Source organism: Arthrobacter sp. TJ-263 (genome assembly GCF_058269155.1).
Genome location: NZ_JBZCNE010000001.1, coordinates 307,763 through 322,513, shown reverse-complemented (window position 1 = coordinate 322,513; position 14,751 = coordinate 307,763). Strand labels below are relative to the sequence as shown.

Here is a 14,751-nt window from a genome sequence, read left to right as displayed (position 1 = left end):
GGGTCAGAGTCCTTCGGGGTCGGGCCGGGAGGCGGTCTCGGCGGGCAGGGCCCGGCCGTCGAAGCACGTGCGGGTGCCGGTGTGGCAGGCCGCGCCCTCCTGGTCCACCGTCACGAGCAGGGCGTCGCCGTCGCAGTCGAGGGCCACGCCCTTGACCCACTGCCGGTGCCCCGAGGTATCGCCCTTGCGCCAGTACTCCGCGCGGGACCGCGAGTAGAACGTCACGCGCCCCGTGCTCAGGGTCCGCCGCAGCGCCTCCTCGTCCATCCAGCCGAGCATCAGGACCTCGAGCGTGTCGTACTGCTGGACGACGGCGGCGACGAGCCCGGCGTCGTCCTTCTTGAGGGCGGCGGCGATCGCCGGATCGAGGACGGGGCCGTCCCTCTCGGAGCGGGACTCGGAGGAAGGGGCGGTGTGGTTCGGGGAGGGGGTGGAGGAGAGCATCAGACCTGATTCTAGTGCGGGCTATGCGGGAGCGTGGGCGGGGCCTGCCCCCGACCCGGCCCGCCATGCTAGTTTCAGCAGTGATGCGCTACGTAACCCCGTCCCGCGAGGTCCTGGCCGAGACGCTTCTTGCCGCCGGCCCCGACGCCCCCACCCTGTGTGAGGGGTGGCAGACCCGCGACCTCGCCGCACACCTCTACCTCCGGGAGCACAGGCCCGCCCTGGGGTTGGGCATGGTGATCCCGAAACTCTCCCCTACGACCGAGCGTGCCATGCGGGAGACGGCGGGACGGGCGGCGTCGCCCGCGGCCTACGAGGCCCTCGTGAACCGGTTCCTGGCGGGTCCGCCCGCCCTCTCGCCGATGCGCATCGGCGTGATCGACAGGAGCGCCAACCTCATCGAGTACTTCGTGCACACCGAGGACGTCCGCCGGGCGACGACGCGCTGGGCGCCGCGGGCCCTCGACGTGGAGTACGCGAACGCCCTCTGGGAGGAACTCGTCAAGCGTGCGGCGTTCCTCTACCGGGGCGTGGACCTGGGGATCGTCCTGGTGTGCCCCGACGGGCCCCGGCACGTGGCCAGACGCGCGCCGGTGTCCGTGGCGATTGTCGGCGACCCCGGCGAACTGCTCCTGCACGCGCACGGGCGCGCGCAGGCACTGGTCACCTTCGAGGGCCAGCCCGACGCCGTCGCCCTGCTGCAGAGCGCCGACGTCGGCATCTGATCCGTTTTGCGGGCCGCGCCGGCTGCGCCTCGGCCGGGACGGAGAACTAGCGGACCGGGAACCCTGCCTCGCGGATGGCCGCCTTGACCTGGGCGATCGCGTCCACCGGACCGAAGTGGAAGACCGAGGCCGCGAGCACCGCGTCGGCGCCGGCCGCCACCGCCGGCGGGAAGTGCTCGGGCTTGCCCGCGCCGCCCGAGGCGATCAGGGGCACCCCGACGGCGGCCCGCACGGCGCGGATGAGCTCGAGGTCGAAGCCCTCCTTGGTGCCGTCGGCGTCGATCGAGTTGAGCAGGATCTCCCCGACCCCGCGGTCCGCGGCCTCCTTCGCCCAGGCCACGGCGTCGATCCCGGTGCCCTTGCGTCCGCCGTAGGTGGTGACCTCGAAGCCGGACGGCGTGCGCGCGTCCCGCGTCCGCCGGGCGTCGAGGGAGAGCACGAGGACCTGCGCGCCGAAGTGCCCGGTGATCTCGTCGATCACGGCGGGCCGGGCGACGGCGGCGGTGTTGATCGACGCCTTGTCCGCACCGAAGCGCAGGAGGCGGTCGACGTCGGAGATCTCGCGGACGCCTCCGCCCACGGTGAGCGGGATGAAGACCTCCTCCGCGGTGCGGGCGACGACGTCGAACGTGGTCTCACGGTTGCCCGAGGAGGCGGTGACGTCGAGGAAGGTGAGTTCGTCGGCGCCGGCGCGGTCGTAGCGGTGCGCGAGCTCCACGGGATCACCGGCGTCCCGCAGGTCCTCGAAGTTGATACCCTTCACCACGCGTCCGGCGTCGACGTCGAGGCAGGGGATGACGCGGACTGCGACGGTCACGGCTGCCCCTCCCCTAGATCCGGCAGGCGTGGATGGTGCTGACGAGGATGGCGCGCGCGCCGAGCTCGTACAGCTCGTCCATGACCCGGTTGGTCTGGTGGCGCTTGACCATGGAGCGGACGGCGACCCACTCGGTGTCGCGCAGCGGCGAGACGGTCGGGGATTCCAGCCCGGGCGTGAGGGCCGCGGCCTCGTCCACGAGGTGCTTCCGGATGTCGTAGTCCATCATCACGTACTGGCGTGCCACGAGGACGCCCTGCAGGCGCCGCAGCAGTACGTCGAGGCCCGCGGGCGCCTCGGCACCGGCCCGGCCGATCAGCACGGCTTCGCTCTGCAGGATGGGCTCGCCAAAGATCTCCATGCCGGCGGCCCGGAGCGTGCTGCCAGTCTCGACGACGTCGGCGATGGCGTCGGCCACGCCGAGGCGCACGGAGGACTCGACGGCGCCGTCGAGCCGGACCACCGACGCGGTGATGCCGCGCGCGGCGAGGTAGTCGTTCAGGAGGCCCTCGTAGCTGGTCGCCAGGCGCCGGCCCTCGAGCTGTTCCAGCGAGGTGAAGTCGCCGACGGGGCCGGCGAACCGGAAGGTGGAGGCGCCGAAGCCGAGCTGCATGAGCTCCTCGGCCTCCACCTGGGCGTCGAGGAAGAGGTCGCGGCCGGTGATGCCGACGTCGAGCGTCCCCGAACCCACGTACACGGCGATGTCCCGTGGTCGCAGGAAGAAGAACTCGATCTCGTTCTCGGGGTCGACGAGCACCAGCTCGCGGGAGTCGCGGCGCTGGCGGTAGCCGGCCTCGGCGAGCATGGACGAGGCGGCCTCGGAGAGGGCGCCCTTGTTGGGGACTGCGACACGGAGCATGGGGATCTTTCGCTGGTGGAGACGGGGGACGAGACGGGCAGGAGCCGCGATGGGGTGCGTGGGCGCCCTGTGCGGCTACAGATGCTTGTAGACGTCCTCCAGCGTGAGTCCCTTGGCGATCATGAGGACCTGCAGGTGGTAGAGCAACTGGGAGATCTCCTCCGCGGCGTCCTCGGTGGACTCGTACTCGGCCGCCATCCACACTTCGGCGGCCTCTTCGACGACCTTCTTGCCGATGCCGTGCACGCCCGAGTCGAGCTCCGCCACGGTCCGGGAGCCCGTGGGGCGCTCGACCGCCTTCGCGCTGAGTTCCTCGAACAGGGAATCAAAGGTTTTCACACCCCCTAGGTTATCGGCTCGCACAGCCGCCGCGGCACGTGGGCCGGGTCCTGTGACGGACGCCTCCGTGCTCATCGCTCCGAGGCTCGGAGGACGGCGGCCGTCGCGAGGGCGGCCGTGACGGCCTCGTGCCCCTTGTCCTCGGAGGAGCCCGGCAGTCCGGCGCGGTCCAGTCCCTGCTGCTCGGTGTCACAGGTCAGGACCCCGAAACCCACCGGCACGCCGGTGCGGACGCTAACGTCGGTGAGGCCCGACGTCGCCGCCTGGCACACGTACTCGAAGTGCGGCGTGCCGCCGCGGATGACGACGCCGAGGGCTGCGACGGCGTCGAACCGGGGCGCGAGGCGCGCGGCGGCGACGGGCAGTTCGAAGCTGCCGGGCACCCGGACCTCGGTGACCTCGGCGCCGGCCTCGGCCGCGGCCCGGCGGGCGCCGTCGAGCAGCCCGTCCATGATCTGCGTGTGCCAGCTCGCCGCGATGATCGCGATGCGCAGGGGCGTGCCGTCCTGGGTGGTCAGCGCGCTGACGTCGATGCTGGGTGCTCCGTGGCCGCTCATGGTTCTCCTTCGGTTCGTCTACTGCAGGGATGCTGGGGTGGTGCGGGGTGTACTGCGGGGTCAGGCGCTGTCGCCGCGCTCCTCGCCGGCCCGGACGTGGGCCACGAGGTCCTCGATCGAGACCAGCGGGAGCCGGTGCTCGTCGGCGAAGCGGCGCAGGGCGGGCAGGCGCATCATGTCGCCGTCGTCGTGGACGAGCTCGGCGATGACGGCCGCCGGGCGCTTGCCGGCCAGGACGCTGAGTTCCACACCGGCCTCGGTGTGCCCGGGCCGTTCGCGAACGCCCCCGGAGGCCGCCCGCAGGGGGAAGACGTGGCCCGGCCGGGTGAGGTCCAGGGGACCGCTGGCCGGATCGGCCAGCACGCGCGCCGTACGGGCGCGGTCAGCGGCGCTGATGCCGGTGCTCACGCCCGTGGCGGCGTCGCACGAGACCGTGTAGGCCGTGCCCTTCGAGTCCTCGTTGACCGCCGTCATGGGCGGCAGGAGCAGCCGGTCGGCGTCGTCGGCCCGCAGCGGCACGCAGAGTACACCCGACGTCCAGCGCACCGTCCAGCCGACGAGGGCCGGCGTGGCGTCCTCCGCGGCGAAGACGATGTCGCCTTCGTTCTCGCGGTCCTCGTCGTCCACCACGACGACGGCGCGGCCCGCGGCGATGGCGGCGATGGCGTCCTCGATGGGATCGAGGCGCACCGGCTCGGTACCCGTCACGGTGTGCCCCCGGTGGTCCGGCCCCGGACGGCGTCCGCGGCGGCGAAGCCGAGGAGGCGTTCGGCGTACTTCGCGAGCACGTCCATCTCGAGGTTCACCGGGTCGCCGATGGCCTTCGCGCCGAGGCCGGTCTCCCGGAGGGTGGTCGGGATGAGGCCCACCTCGAACCACTGCCCGGTGTCCTCGGGAGGACTCACCGCGGTGACGGTCAGGGAGACGCCGTCGATCGCGACGGACCCCTTCTCGGCGGCGTAGCGTCCCAGGTCGGTGGGCAACCCGAAGCGGAGCCGGTGCCAGGCACCGAGGTCCTCGCGCTCCAGCAGCACGCCGATACCGTCGACGTGGCCCTGCACGACGTGGCCGTCGAGGCGGCCGCCCGCGGGGACGCACCGCTCGAGGTTGACCGGCGCGCCGGGCTGCAGGCCGCCCGTGGTGGTGCGGCGCAGGGTCTCCCCCATGACGTCGACGCCCACGCGGCCGCCGTCGAGCGTGACGGCGGTCAGGCAGACCCCGTTGACGGCGATCGAGGCGCCGGGCGCGAGGTCCCGGCCTGTTCCGGGCGCCTCGAAGACGAGGAGTGCGCTCTCGCCGTCGGGCGTGAGCTCCAGGGAGACCACGCTGCCCTGCTCGGAGACGATTCCTGTGAACACTGGTACTTCCTTCGCGATGGGTGGGCGGGGCGGGTCAGGGGGCGGGCGGTGGGGGTCCGAGATGCAGGCGCACGTCGGGGCCGAACTGCAGGACGGCGGGGCCGCCGGCGTCGTCCAGCGCCCAGCGGACGGCGTCGGTGAGGGTGCCCACGCCGAGGTCCGGGAAGGCGGGCGCCCCGTCGCCGAGGATCAGGGGCGCGACGTAGCTGAACAGCTCGTCCACCACCCCTGCCCGGAGGAAAGCCGAGGCGATCCGCGGGCCTCCCTCGACGAGGACGTGCCGGACCCCCCGGGCATGGAGCTCGCCGAGGGCCGCGTCGACGTCCCGGGTGGCCAGGTGGAGGAAGCCCTCGCCGCGCACCGCGGCGTCGTCCGGCACCGGGGTGCGTCCGAGGACCACCCGCAGGCCGGCGTCCCGCACCGGTGGTGCGTCCCCGGCGTCGTCCTGCGTGCCCTGCGCGGCACCGGCGCGGGCCGTGAGGCGCGGATCGTCCGCGAGGACGGTCCCGGTGCCGACGAGGACGGCGTCGGCCAGGGCACGGATCCGGTGGCCGTCGGCGCGTGCGTCCTCGCCCGTGATCCACTGGCTGGAGCCGTCGCGGGCCGCCACGCGCCCGTCGAGGGACTGCGCTGATTTCAGGGTGACGAAGGGGCGTCGCGCGAGGACGGAGGCCGTCCAGCGCTGGTTGAGGTGCCGTGAGCGGGTGGCCTCGAGGCCGCTGACGCAGTCGACGCCGGCGTCGCGCAGCCGCCGGGCCCCACCGGCGGCGGCACCGTGGACGTCGTCGGCCGCGTACACGACGCGGGCGACGCCGGTGTCGATGAGTGCCTCGCTGCACGGGCCGGTCCGGCCGGTGTGGTTGCACGGCTCGAGGGTCACGACCATGGTGGCGCCCCGCGGGTCGTTGCCGCGCCGGCGGGCGTCGGCGAGGGCGGAGGGCTCCGCGTGCGGCGTGCCCGCCCCGCGGTGATGGCCCTCCCCGAGGACGGTGCCGTCGGCGGAGAGCAGGACGGCGCCCACCAGGGGGTTGGCGCCGCGCACCCCGCGGCCGGCGAGGTCCAGGGCACGCAGCATCGCGGCCGTCTCCGCGGCGGTGGTCCGGGGGCCGGGCGTCGTGCTCATCGCAGCATCGGATCCGGGAGGAGTGTCTCGACGCTCGGCTTCCCGGTGCGCTGGGCGCGGGCCCACACGACGAACCCGACGAGGGTGAAGGCCCCGTAGAACACGTACATGAAGGCGCTGGCGTAGTAGCCCGCGCTGAAGAGCAGGGGAACCCCCACGATGTCGACCGCGACCCACACGAGCCAGAACTCCACCCAGCCCTTGGCCATCCCGTAGGTGGCGAGCAGGGACCCGACGAAGGTCCAGGCGTCGGCCCAGACCGGCTCGTACGAACCGAGCACGCGGAACAGGGGGGTCAGCGCGAAGGTGCCGACGATCATGTACGAGACCATGCCGATGCGCGCCCTGGTCCCGGCCCAGCGGGGCTCCACGGCCTGGCCGCCGTGGTCGCGGCTGGCCCGCCACCGGCGCCACCCGTAGATCGCGACGGCGATGAACATGACCTGCCGGCCGGCCTGCCCCAGCAGGTTGGCGGCGCTCGCGGCGCCGAAGAGGGACCCGAGGAAGACGGTGAGGAGCAGCACGTTCCCGATGATCCCGACCGGCCAGGCCCAGACGCGCCGGCGCATGCCGCCGAAGGCGCTGAGGAGACCGAAGACGTTGCCCACCACTTCGCGCAGCAGGAGGGAACCGTTGCCTACGGGGATGCGGGCTTCGAAGAGCCACTGCAGAAAGTCCATGCCGATCCTTCACCGAGTCCACGGCTCCGGGCAACGGCGGCACGACAGGGGGCGTCCTGCCACGGCTGGTGCCACGACAGGCACCGCGACCCGGCGACGGGCAGCGGTGAGTCCCTGCTGTTCGTGCTTCTCCCATCCAGACTTTGACTGTCGGTCCCGGAATTCCACCGGCTCAACCGCCGCCACCCCGCGGGTGCGGGACGTTGAGCGGGTCGCGGACTATCACCGCCGGTTCGGACTTACACCGACCCCGGAGCACGTACTCACCCGATTATTTCACAGCCCGTCGGCGCGCACCGCCCGACGGTCACAATTCGTCCGACAGCGAAGGACCGCGGGTGCCTGCCCCAGGGGCTTCCGGAGCAGCTCCGCGGATCAGCCCTCGACGGCGGCCTTCGGCCGGGCGTCCACGCCGGCCTCCTTGCGCTGCTGCGCCGTGATCGGTGCGGGCGCCGCGGTGAGCGGATCGAACCCGCCGCCGGACTTCGGGAACGCGATGACGTCGCGGATGGAGTCGGTCCCCGCCAGGAGCGAGACCACGCGGTCCCAGCCCAGGGCGATGCCGCCGTGCGGGGGCGCGCCGTACTTGAAGCCCTCGAGCAGGAAGCCGAACTTCTCCTGCGCTTCCTCCTTGCCGAGGCCCATGACCGCGAACACGCGCTCCTGCACATCGCGCTGGTGGATACGGATGGATCCGCCGCCGAGCTCGTTGCCGTTGCAGACGATGTCGTAGGCGTAGGCGACGGCGTTCTCCGGATCGGTGTCGAACGTGTCGAGGAACTCGGGCTTCGGGGACGTGAAGGCGTGGTGGACGGCCGTCCACGCACCGCCTCCGACGGCGACGTCCCCCGCGGCGACGGCGGCGGAGGCGGGCTCGAACATGGGGGCGTCGACGACCCACACGAAGGCCCAGTCGCCCTCCCTGATGAGCCCCGTGCGGCGGCCGATCTCGACGCGGGCGGCACCGAGGATGGCGCGCGACGACGACCGGTCGCCGGCCGCGAAGAAGATGCAGTCGCCCGGGTTGGCCCCGGTCGCGCCGGCCAGGCCTTCGCGCTCGGCGTCGGTGAGGTTCTTCGCGACGGGGCCGCGGAGGCTGCCGTCGTCGTCGATCAGGACGTAGGCGAGGCCCTTGGCGCCGCGCTGCTTGGCCCATTCCTGCCAGGCGTCGAGCTGCCGCCGCGGCTGGGACGCGCCGCCGGGCATGACGACGGCGCCCACGTAGGGGGCCTTGAAGACGCCGAAGCCGGTGTCCTTGAAGAACTCGGTCAGCTCGGTCAGCTCGAGCCCGAAGCGGAGGTCCGGCTTGTCCGAGCCGTATTTCGCCATCGCCTCGGCGTAGGTCATGCGGCGGATCGGGAGGGGGATCTCGACGTCGATCAGCTTCCAGAGCGCGGCGACGAGCTGCTCGCCGAGGGCGATGATGTCGTCCTCCTCCACGAAGCTCGCCTCGATGTCGAGCTGGGTGAACTCGGGCTGGCGGTCCGCGCGGAAGTCCTCGTCGCGGTAGCAGCGCGCGAGCTGGTAGTACTTCTCGAACCCGCCGACCTGCAGGAGCTGCTTGAACAGCTGCGGGGACTGCGGGAGCGCGTACCAGGAGCCGGGCGCGAGGCGCGCAGGCACCAGGAAGTCGCGGGCGCCCTCCGGGGTGGAGCGCGTGAGCGTGGGGGTCTCGATCTCCACGAACCCGTCCGCGTGCAGCAGCTCGCGGGCGATCCGGCTGGCCTCGGACCGGAGGCGCAGGTTGGCCTGGGGGCCGGGACGCCGGAGGTCGAGGTAGCGGTGGCGCAGGCGCGCCTCCTCGCCCACCTCGACGTGCTCGTCGATCTGGAACGGCAGGGGGTCCGAGGTGTTGAGGATGGTCACGGTGTCCGCGATGACCTCGATCGCGCCGGTGGGGAGGGCGGGGTTCTCGTTGCCCTCGGGGCGCTGCTGCACCTCGCCGACGATCTGCAGGACGTACTCGTTGCGGAGCGACGAGAACACGTCCTCCTCGCGGACGACGACCTGCGCGACGCCGGAGGCGTCCCGGAGATCGAGGAACGCGACGCCGCCGTGATCCCGGCGACGGGCGACCCATCCCGCCAGGGTGACCGTTTGTCCTACGTGCTCGGGCCGAAGCGAGCCGAGTTCATGCGTGCGGAGCACAGCATTCCTTCCCACAGATACGTTCGATGAGTCGCAGGCGAGCCTCGCCTGCCTAGAGTTGGTTCAAACCGGTCCAACTTTACCGGTCCGGTCCGGACCGGCGGACAGCCCGTTCCGGAACCACCGCCTTCCGCAACCACCGCGCTCCGCAACCACTGCATTCCGCAACCACCGAGGAGGACCGTGACCCAGCCACCGGGACTGCGCCGTGCCATGGGCGGCTTCGACGCGACGACGGTCGGCGTCGGTGCGATGATCGGCGCCGGCGCGTTCGTCGTCTTCTCCCCCGCCGGCGCCGCGGCGGGGACGCAGCTGCCCCTCGCCGTCGTCATCGCCGGCTTCGTCGCGTACTGCAACGCGGCGGCGACGGCCTCGCTCGCCGTCCGTTATCCCTCCAGCGGAGGGACCTACGTGTACGGCAGGGAGCAGCTGGGGCCCTGGCCCGGGTTCCTGGCCGGGTGGGGCTTCGTCACCGGGAAGCTGGCCTCCTGCGCGGCCATGGCCCTCACCTTCGGCCTGTACGCGGCGCCGGGAGCGGAGAAGGCCGCCGCCGTGGCCGCCGTCGTCGGCCTGACGGCGGTGAACCTCCTCGGGGTCACGCGCACGGCCCTCGCGACGCGCGTCATCGTCTCCCTCGTGGTGCCCGTGCTGGCCTTCGTCGTCGTCGTGGCGTTCACCGCCCCTGCGGCCGGCTCCGCTGCCGGCTCCGGGGGGACGGGCGGCGTGGGCGGCGTACTGCAGGCCGCGGCCCTGCTGTTCTTCGCGTTCGCAGGCTATGCGCGCATCGCGACCATGGGTGAGGAGGTGCGGGAACCGCGCCGGAACATCCCGAGGGCGATCTTCGGCGCGCTCGGCTTCACCCTCGTGCTGTACCTGCTCCTGGCGCTCTCGCTGCTGCATGCCCTCGGCCCGGAGGCCCTCGCCGGCTCGACGGCGCCGCTGCGCGACGTCGTCGACGCGGGGTCGCCGCCCGGAGGTTCTGCCGGCGTGCTCGACACGGTGGTCGTCCTGGCGGCAGCACTCGCGAGCCTCGGTGCGCTGCTCGCCCTGATCGCCGGCGTCGGCCGCACCAGCCTCGCCATGGGCCGCAACAGGGACCTGCCGTCGGTACTCTCCCGCATCTCGACGCGCTTCGCGGTGCCCTGGCCGGCGGATGTCGCGACCGCCGTCGTCGTCGTGGTCCTGCTGCTCGCCACGGACGTACTGACCGTCGTCGGGTTCTCCAGCTTCGGGGTGCTCGTGTACTACGCGATCGCGAACATCGCCGCCTTCACGCTTCCCGACCGGCAGTGGTACGCCCCGCGCTGGCTCAACGTCGTCGGGGCGGCGGCCTGCCTCGTGCTCGCGTTCACGCTGCCGGCGACGTCGGTGCTGACCATGCTCGCGGTGCTCGCCGTCGGAGTCGCCGTGCGCGCCGCGGTCCTGGCACGGCGTCGCCGCCGGCCCTGACGGGCGCGACGGGCCCCCCGCCGCCGCCGTGCGCCCGGCGCGGCGGCCCCGCTGGCGGTCACCCCGCCGGGCCGGGCGCCTCAGGCCCGCGCGACGACGGGAAGCAGGTCCGCCGCAGGTGGCGTCCACGAGGACGGGTCCGCCGCCACCTGGTCGCCGGACCGGATGTCCTTCACCTCGTGGGAGCCGTCCGGGGAGGTGAACCACACGAACGGGATGCCGCGGCGGTCGGCGAACTTGATCTGCTTCCCGAACTTCTCGGCGGTCGCGGCCACCTCGGCGGAGATCCCGCGGCTCCGGAGCGCTGTTGCGACATCCTGGGCCTGCGACCAGGCGTCGTCGTCCGCGAGGGTCACCAGGACCGCCGTGGGGACCGCCCGGGAGACCGTGGCGAAGCCCTGGCTGAGGATGCGCGACACGATCCGGGTGACGCCGATGGACAGCCCGACGCCGGGGAAGGTGCGGTTGCCCTTACGGGCGAGCGCGTCGTAGCGGCCGCCCGAACAGATGGACCCGAGACCCTCGTGCCCGTCGAGCACCGTCTCGTAGACGGTCCCGGTGTAGTAGTCGAGTCCGCGGGCGATGCTGAGGTCCGCGACCACCCGGCCCGGCGCGCGGCGCGACGCCTCGCCCACGACCTGCCGGAGCTCCTCGAGTCCTTCCTCGAGGAGCTCGTTCGTGACGCCGAGCTCACGGACGCGCGCCACGAAGGACGTGTCCGCGGTGCGGATGCCCGCGAGCTCCAGCGCCAGACGCACCTGCTCGTCGTCCGCTCCGATCTCGTCGCGCAGCAGCGCGCCCACTTTGTCGGGGCCGATCTTCTCGAGCTTGTCGATGCTGCGCAGGACCGCCGCCGTGTCCTCGAGCCCGATCGCCCGGTAGAACCCCTCGGCCAGCTTCCGGTTGTTGACCCGGAGGGTGAAGTCGGGGATCGGGAGGGCGCCGAGCGCCTCGACGACGGCGAGAGCGAGCTCGACGTCGTACCGGAACGGCAGGACGCCGTCGCCGACGACGTCGATGTCCGCCTGCGTGAACTCGCGGGCGCGGCCCTCCTGCGGCCGCTCGCCGCGCCAGCACTTCTGGATCTGGAACCTGCGGAACGGGAAGGCGAGGTGGCCGGCGTTCTCGACGACGTAGCGCGCGAATGGCACGGTGAGGTCGTAGTGGAGCGCCAGTCCGCTCTCCGAGGCGGACGCCTCCTCGGCCTGCAGGCGGGAGACCGCGTAGACCTCCTTGTCGATCTCGCCCTTGCGGAGGAGGTGGTCCACGGTCTCGACGGCGCGGGTCTCGATGCTGGAGAACCCGTGCAGCTCGAACGTGCGCTGCAGCACCTCCAGCACGTGGAGCTCGATCAGGCGCTCCTCGGGGAGCCACTCGGGAAAGCCTGACAGTGATGCCTTGCGGGCCATTGGGGGGATCTCCTCCTGCACGGGGTTTCCGGTCCTCGCCCGACGACGGGAGGATCCGGTTCTGCGGCCTCAATCCTAGGTGCCGGGCACCCTCCGCGGGAAAAGCCCGGGCCGCGTCGGGGCGGCTCGTCCAGCCGGGGCGGCCTCCTCCCGCCATGCCGCGGAATGGGGGCCAGTGGGTAAAGTAGCCTCAGGGCAGGTTCCCGGAGGTCAGGTCAGGGCGGGGTGCGCAGCGAGGTCGGCCGGAAGGCCCTTGCCGCCGGACCCCGGCCACCATGACCGACGGACTCCTGGACCCTGCATGCAATGGCCCTGGCGCGGTTCACGGCCATCCGACGAGCGAAAGACTTCTAGCGGTGACAGACAGTCAGCAATCCGACGACACGACCATCGGCCAGGACCCGCAGCAGGACGCTGCGGCAGGCGACGGTACCAGTGCAGCATCCGTAGCGGCAGGGCCGGGTGCGGCAGCAGAGGAACCAGCAGCGGCATCGGTGGCACAGGAGCCGGCCGAACCCGCAGTCCCCTCGGACGCCGCGGTGTCCGGGACGACTGCGGAGGAAGCAGCCGCGCCCGCCGAGGAGGCCCCCGCCGGGGAGCCTGCCGCTCCGGAGGCCGTGGCGGACGAGGCACCCGCCGAGGAAACACCCACCCCGGCGGACGAGGCAGCCGCCGAGGGCGTGCCCGCCGCCGCTGCGCCCTCCGCCGCCGAGGCAGCGCCACTCAGCACCCCGTCACCGCAGCCGTCCGGTCCCCGCCCACCGCTTCCCACGAAGATGGCGCCGAGGCCGCTCAAGAAGGCCGCGACGCCGGTGGCGGCGCCCGTCGCCCACAGCACGCCGCTTGCCGAGGCCGCCAGGTTCGCGCGCGTCGAGGAGGACGGCCACGTCTTCCTGCTCGTCGACGGCGAGGAGTACCCGGTCGGCCAGTACCCGGATGCGACCCGCGAGGAAGCCCTCGCCTATTTCGTGCGCAAGTACGACGACATCGTGAGCCAGGTGGCACTCCTCGAGCAGCGGGTGCAGGCCAAGGCGCCGGCGTCGGACATGGCCAAGACGGCCAAGCATCTGCGCGCGCAGGTCGGCGAACGCAAGGTGGTCGGTGATGTCCTCGCGCTCGAGGCGCGCATCGACGCCCTGCTCGAGGCGATCGCGGGTCTGGAGAAGGCCGAGCGCGCCATCCAGGACGAGCTGAAGGCCAAGGAACTCGCGGCTCGCGAGGCGATCGTGGCGGAGGCGGAGGACCTCGCCGGCCGCGATCCCTCCACCGTGCAGTGGAAGGCCAGCAGCACCCGGATGAACGAACTGTTCGAGCTCTGGAAGGCCGCCCAGAAGAACGGGCCGAGGCTCGGACGCGGCACGGAGGATTCGCTGTGGAAGCGCTTCCGGTCCGCCCGCACCGTCTTCGACCGTCACCGTCGCGCCTACTTCTCGCAGCTGGACAGCGACAACGCCGAGGCCAAGCAGGCCAAGGAGGCGCTCATCAAGCGCGCCGAACAGCTGTCCGGGTCGACGGACTGGGGCCAGACCGCGGCCGAGTACCGCCATCTGATGGACGAGTGGAAGGCGTCCAAGCGCGCGAGCCGCAAGGACGACGACGCCCTGTGGGCCCGCTTCCGTGCTGCCCAGGACCGCTTCTTCGAGGCCCGGAAGGCCGCGAACGAAGCCGTCGACGAGGAGTACGCGGGGAACCTCGAGGCGAAGGAGGCCCTGCTGCGGGAAGCCCAGCAGATCCTGCCGATCAGGGACCTCGCCGCCGCGAAGAAGGCGCTGCAGTCGGTCCGCGACCGATGGGACGAGGCAGGCAAGGTCCCGCGCGCCGACATGGGGCGCATCGACGCGGGCCTCCGCAAGGTGGAGGACGCCGTCAAGGCCGCCGACGACGAGCACTGGACGAAGACGAACCCCGAGACGAAGGCGCGCACCAACAGCGCCCTGAGCCAGCTCGAGGCGACCATCGCCCAGCTGAAGGACGATCTGGCCGGCGCGGAACGCGCCGGGGATGCCAAGAAGATCGCCTCGGCCCGGGAGGCGCTGGCCGCACGGGAGCAGTGGCTCGACATGCTGCAGAGGTCGGCGCAGGACTTCTCCTAGCCCCCCCCCCCCCCGCGAAGGCCCTCCCGCACCCTTGTCCACATCGGTGCGGGAGGGCTTTCGCGTGGGCGGGGCAGTCCCCATGCTGAGGTGATGGCTCCCCTGCACGGCCCCTCCGCCGCGGTACCTCCCGAACGCTACCCGGGAGCGGCGCACCCTCCGGTCACCTCGACGGGGGGCGCGCTCTTCCACGCGGGAGAGATCTTCACCGCGGCGGAGTTGCAGGCCATGCGCCTGGAGGGCCTGGTGCGCCCCGTGATCGGCGGGTCCTACCTTCGCAGCGACTTCCGGGAGGATCCCACCGTCAGGTCGCAGGCCGCCGCGCGGAGCATTCCGCAGCCGGTGCGGGCCCGTGTGGCGCTGGGACGCTCCTGCGCGGCTTGGATCTACGGGTGCGCCCCTCCTCCGGCCGTGATCAGCCTCGTGACGGATCACCGGCGTCGCACCACGGCGTTGCCGCCCTTCAGCTCCGCCGTGATGCATCAGGTGGCGCTCGGACCGTTCGACGTGAACACGGTGGGCGGGGTGCCTGTGACCACTCCGCTACGCACCGCCCTGGACATCGCGGTGCACGGCGAGGACCGCGACGCGGTGGACATCCTGCGGGCGATCGGCCGGGACCGGACCCTGGACTGCCCGCTCCGCCTCGTGGAGGCCGCGCTCCTGAGCGCCTACAGGGTGCCCGGGAAGACGCGCGCCCTGTCGAGGGTGCGGGCAGCCCGGCGACCGGCGGACGCCACAGGATGAGCG

15 protein-coding genes and 1 riboswitch are annotated in these 14,751 nt (G+C 72.5%); of the genes, 4 read left to right on the top strand and 11 right to left on the bottom strand.

The genetic code is table 11. The annotated features are described in order from the left end of the window. Positions 1–3: 3 nt before the first annotated feature. Positions 4–444, bottom strand: a complete 441-nt coding sequence (hisI, locus tag AC4D2F_RS01515; protein ID WP_490909237.1) for a phosphoribosyl-AMP cyclohydrolase — start codon at positions 442–444, stop codon at positions 4–6. 83 nt (positions 445–527) lie between these two features. Between hisI and AC4D2F_RS01510 the strand changes: the two genes are divergently transcribed. Beyond that, on the top strand, positions 528–1,169 hold the full coding sequence (locus AC4D2F_RS01510) for a TIGR03085 family metal-binding protein (protein ID WP_490909236.1): 642 nt from the start codon (positions 528–530) through the stop codon (positions 1,167–1,169). A 46-nt stretch (positions 1,170–1,215) separates the two neighbouring features. On the opposite strand, the gene hisF is transcribed toward AC4D2F_RS01510, so the two are convergent. The 9 genes from hisF to aspS all read right to left on the bottom strand — a co-directional run bounded on the left by hisF (position 1,216) and on the right by aspS (position 9,050). Next, positions 1,216–1,986 (bottom strand): imidazole glycerol phosphate synthase subunit HisF, encoded by a 771-nt coding sequence (gene hisF / locus AC4D2F_RS01505; protein ID WP_104164615.1) that lies wholly within the window; start codon positions 1,984–1,986, stop codon positions 1,216–1,218. Between the two features lie 13 nt (positions 1,987–1,999). Beyond that, positions 2,000–2,845, bottom strand: a complete 846-nt coding sequence (gene hisG, locus AC4D2F_RS01500) for an ATP phosphoribosyltransferase (protein ID WP_490909235.1) — start codon at positions 2,843–2,845, stop codon at positions 2,000–2,002. Positions 2,846–2,920: 75 nt separating this feature from the next. Next, positions 2,921–3,184 carry a phosphoribosyl-ATP diphosphatase gene (locus tag AC4D2F_RS01495; RefSeq protein ID WP_104164611.1) on the bottom strand — a complete coding sequence of 88 codons (264 nt, stop codon included), beginning with the start codon at positions 3,182–3,184 and terminating at the stop codon, positions 2,921–2,923. 71 nt (positions 3,185–3,255) lie between these two features. Continuing rightward, on the bottom strand, positions 3,256–3,741 hold the full coding sequence (gene ribH / locus AC4D2F_RS01490; RefSeq protein WP_490909234.1) for a 6,7-dimethyl-8-ribityllumazine synthase: 486 nt from the start codon (positions 3,739–3,741) through the stop codon (positions 3,256–3,258). Between the two features lie 60 nt (positions 3,742–3,801). After that, a complete protein-coding gene (gene ribB, locus AC4D2F_RS01485; RefSeq protein ID WP_490909233.1) occupies positions 3,802–4,449 on the bottom strand; it encodes a 3,4-dihydroxy-2-butanone-4-phosphate synthase in 648 nt (215 codons plus the stop codon). Beyond that, positions 4,446–5,099, bottom strand: coding sequence for a riboflavin synthase (locus tag AC4D2F_RS01480; protein WP_104164605.1), 654 nt, complete (start codon positions 5,097–5,099; stop codon positions 4,446–4,448). Before AC4D2F_RS01480 ends, ribB begins: the two co-directional genes overlap by 4 nt. Positions 5,100–5,133: 34 nt before the next feature. Next, positions 5,134–6,222 carry a bifunctional diaminohydroxyphosphoribosylaminopyrimidine deaminase/5-amino-6-(5-phosphoribosylamino)uracil reductase RibD gene (ribD, locus tag AC4D2F_RS01475; RefSeq protein ID WP_490909232.1) on the bottom strand — a complete coding sequence of 363 codons (1,089 nt, stop codon included), beginning with the start codon at positions 6,220–6,222 and terminating at the stop codon, positions 5,134–5,136. Then, positions 6,219–6,902, bottom strand: a complete 684-nt coding sequence (gene pnuC, locus AC4D2F_RS01470) for a nicotinamide riboside transporter PnuC (RefSeq protein WP_490909231.1) — start codon at positions 6,900–6,902, stop codon at positions 6,219–6,221. Before pnuC ends, ribD begins: the two co-directional genes overlap by 4 nt. Positions 6,903–7,022: 120 nt before the next feature. Then, positions 7,023–7,164, bottom strand: a riboswitch (FMN riboswitch). A 113-nt stretch (positions 7,165–7,277) separates the two neighbouring features. After that, entirely contained in the window at positions 7,278–9,050 is a 1,773-nt protein-coding gene (gene aspS, locus AC4D2F_RS01465; RefSeq protein ID WP_490909230.1) for an aspartate--tRNA ligase, read from the bottom strand. Positions 9,051–9,233: 183 nt separating this feature from the next. Between aspS and AC4D2F_RS01460 the strand changes: the two genes are divergently transcribed. Then, positions 9,234–10,499 carry an APC family permease gene (locus tag AC4D2F_RS01460; RefSeq protein WP_490909229.1) on the top strand — a complete coding sequence of 422 codons (1,266 nt, stop codon included), beginning with the start codon at positions 9,234–9,236 and terminating at the stop codon, positions 10,497–10,499. A gap of 80 nt (positions 10,500–10,579) precedes the next feature. Here the strand turns inward: AC4D2F_RS01460 and hisS are convergent, their stop codons facing one another. Continuing rightward, positions 10,580–11,908: a histidine--tRNA ligase gene (gene hisS / locus AC4D2F_RS01455; protein WP_490909228.1), complete on the bottom strand. Its 1,329-nt coding sequence runs from the start codon at positions 11,906–11,908 to the stop codon at positions 10,580–10,582. A 356-nt stretch (positions 11,909–12,264) separates the two neighbouring features. Between hisS and AC4D2F_RS01450 the strand changes: the two genes are divergently transcribed. Together AC4D2F_RS01450 and AC4D2F_RS01445 are read left to right on the top strand one after the other, a co-directional pair. Further along, positions 12,265–14,001 (top strand): DUF349 domain-containing protein, encoded by a 1,737-nt coding sequence (locus AC4D2F_RS01450; RefSeq protein WP_490909227.1) that lies wholly within the window; start codon positions 12,265–12,267, stop codon positions 13,999–14,001. A gap of 93 nt (positions 14,002–14,094) precedes the next feature. Beyond that, positions 14,095–14,748 (top strand): type IV toxin-antitoxin system AbiEi family antitoxin, encoded by a 654-nt coding sequence (locus AC4D2F_RS01445; RefSeq protein WP_490909226.1) that lies wholly within the window; start codon positions 14,095–14,097, stop codon positions 14,746–14,748. Positions 14,749–14,751 lie beyond the last annotated feature (3 nt).

Coding starts and splice junctions, on each gene's coding strand:
- hisG (WP_490909235.1), bottom strand. CDS start 2,845: ATGCTCCGTGTCGCAGTCCCCAACAAGGGCGCCCTCTCCGAGGCCGCC.
- AC4D2F_RS01510 (WP_490909236.1), top strand. CDS start 528: ATGCGCTACGTAACCCCGTCCCGCGAGGTCCTGGCCGAGACGCTTCTT.
- AC4D2F_RS01445 (WP_490909226.1), top strand. CDS start 14,095: ATGGCTCCCCTGCACGGCCCCTCCGCCGCGGTACCTCCCGAACGCTAC.
- hisS (WP_490909228.1), bottom strand. CDS start 11,908: ATGGCCCGCAAGGCATCACTGTCAGGCTTTCCCGAGTGGCTCCCCGAG.
- ribH (WP_490909234.1), bottom strand. CDS start 3,741: ATGAGCGGCCACGGAGCACCCAGCATCGACGTCAGCGCGCTGACCACC.
- ribD (WP_490909232.1), bottom strand. CDS start 6,222: ATGAGCACGACGCCCGGCCCCCGGACCACCGCCGCGGAGACGGCCGCG.
- pnuC (WP_490909231.1), bottom strand. CDS start 6,902: ATGGACTTTCTGCAGTGGCTCTTCGAAGCCCGCATCCCCGTAGGCAAC.
- hisI (WP_490909237.1), bottom strand. CDS start 444: ATGCTCTCCTCCACCCCCTCCCCGAACCACACCGCCCCTTCCTCCGAG.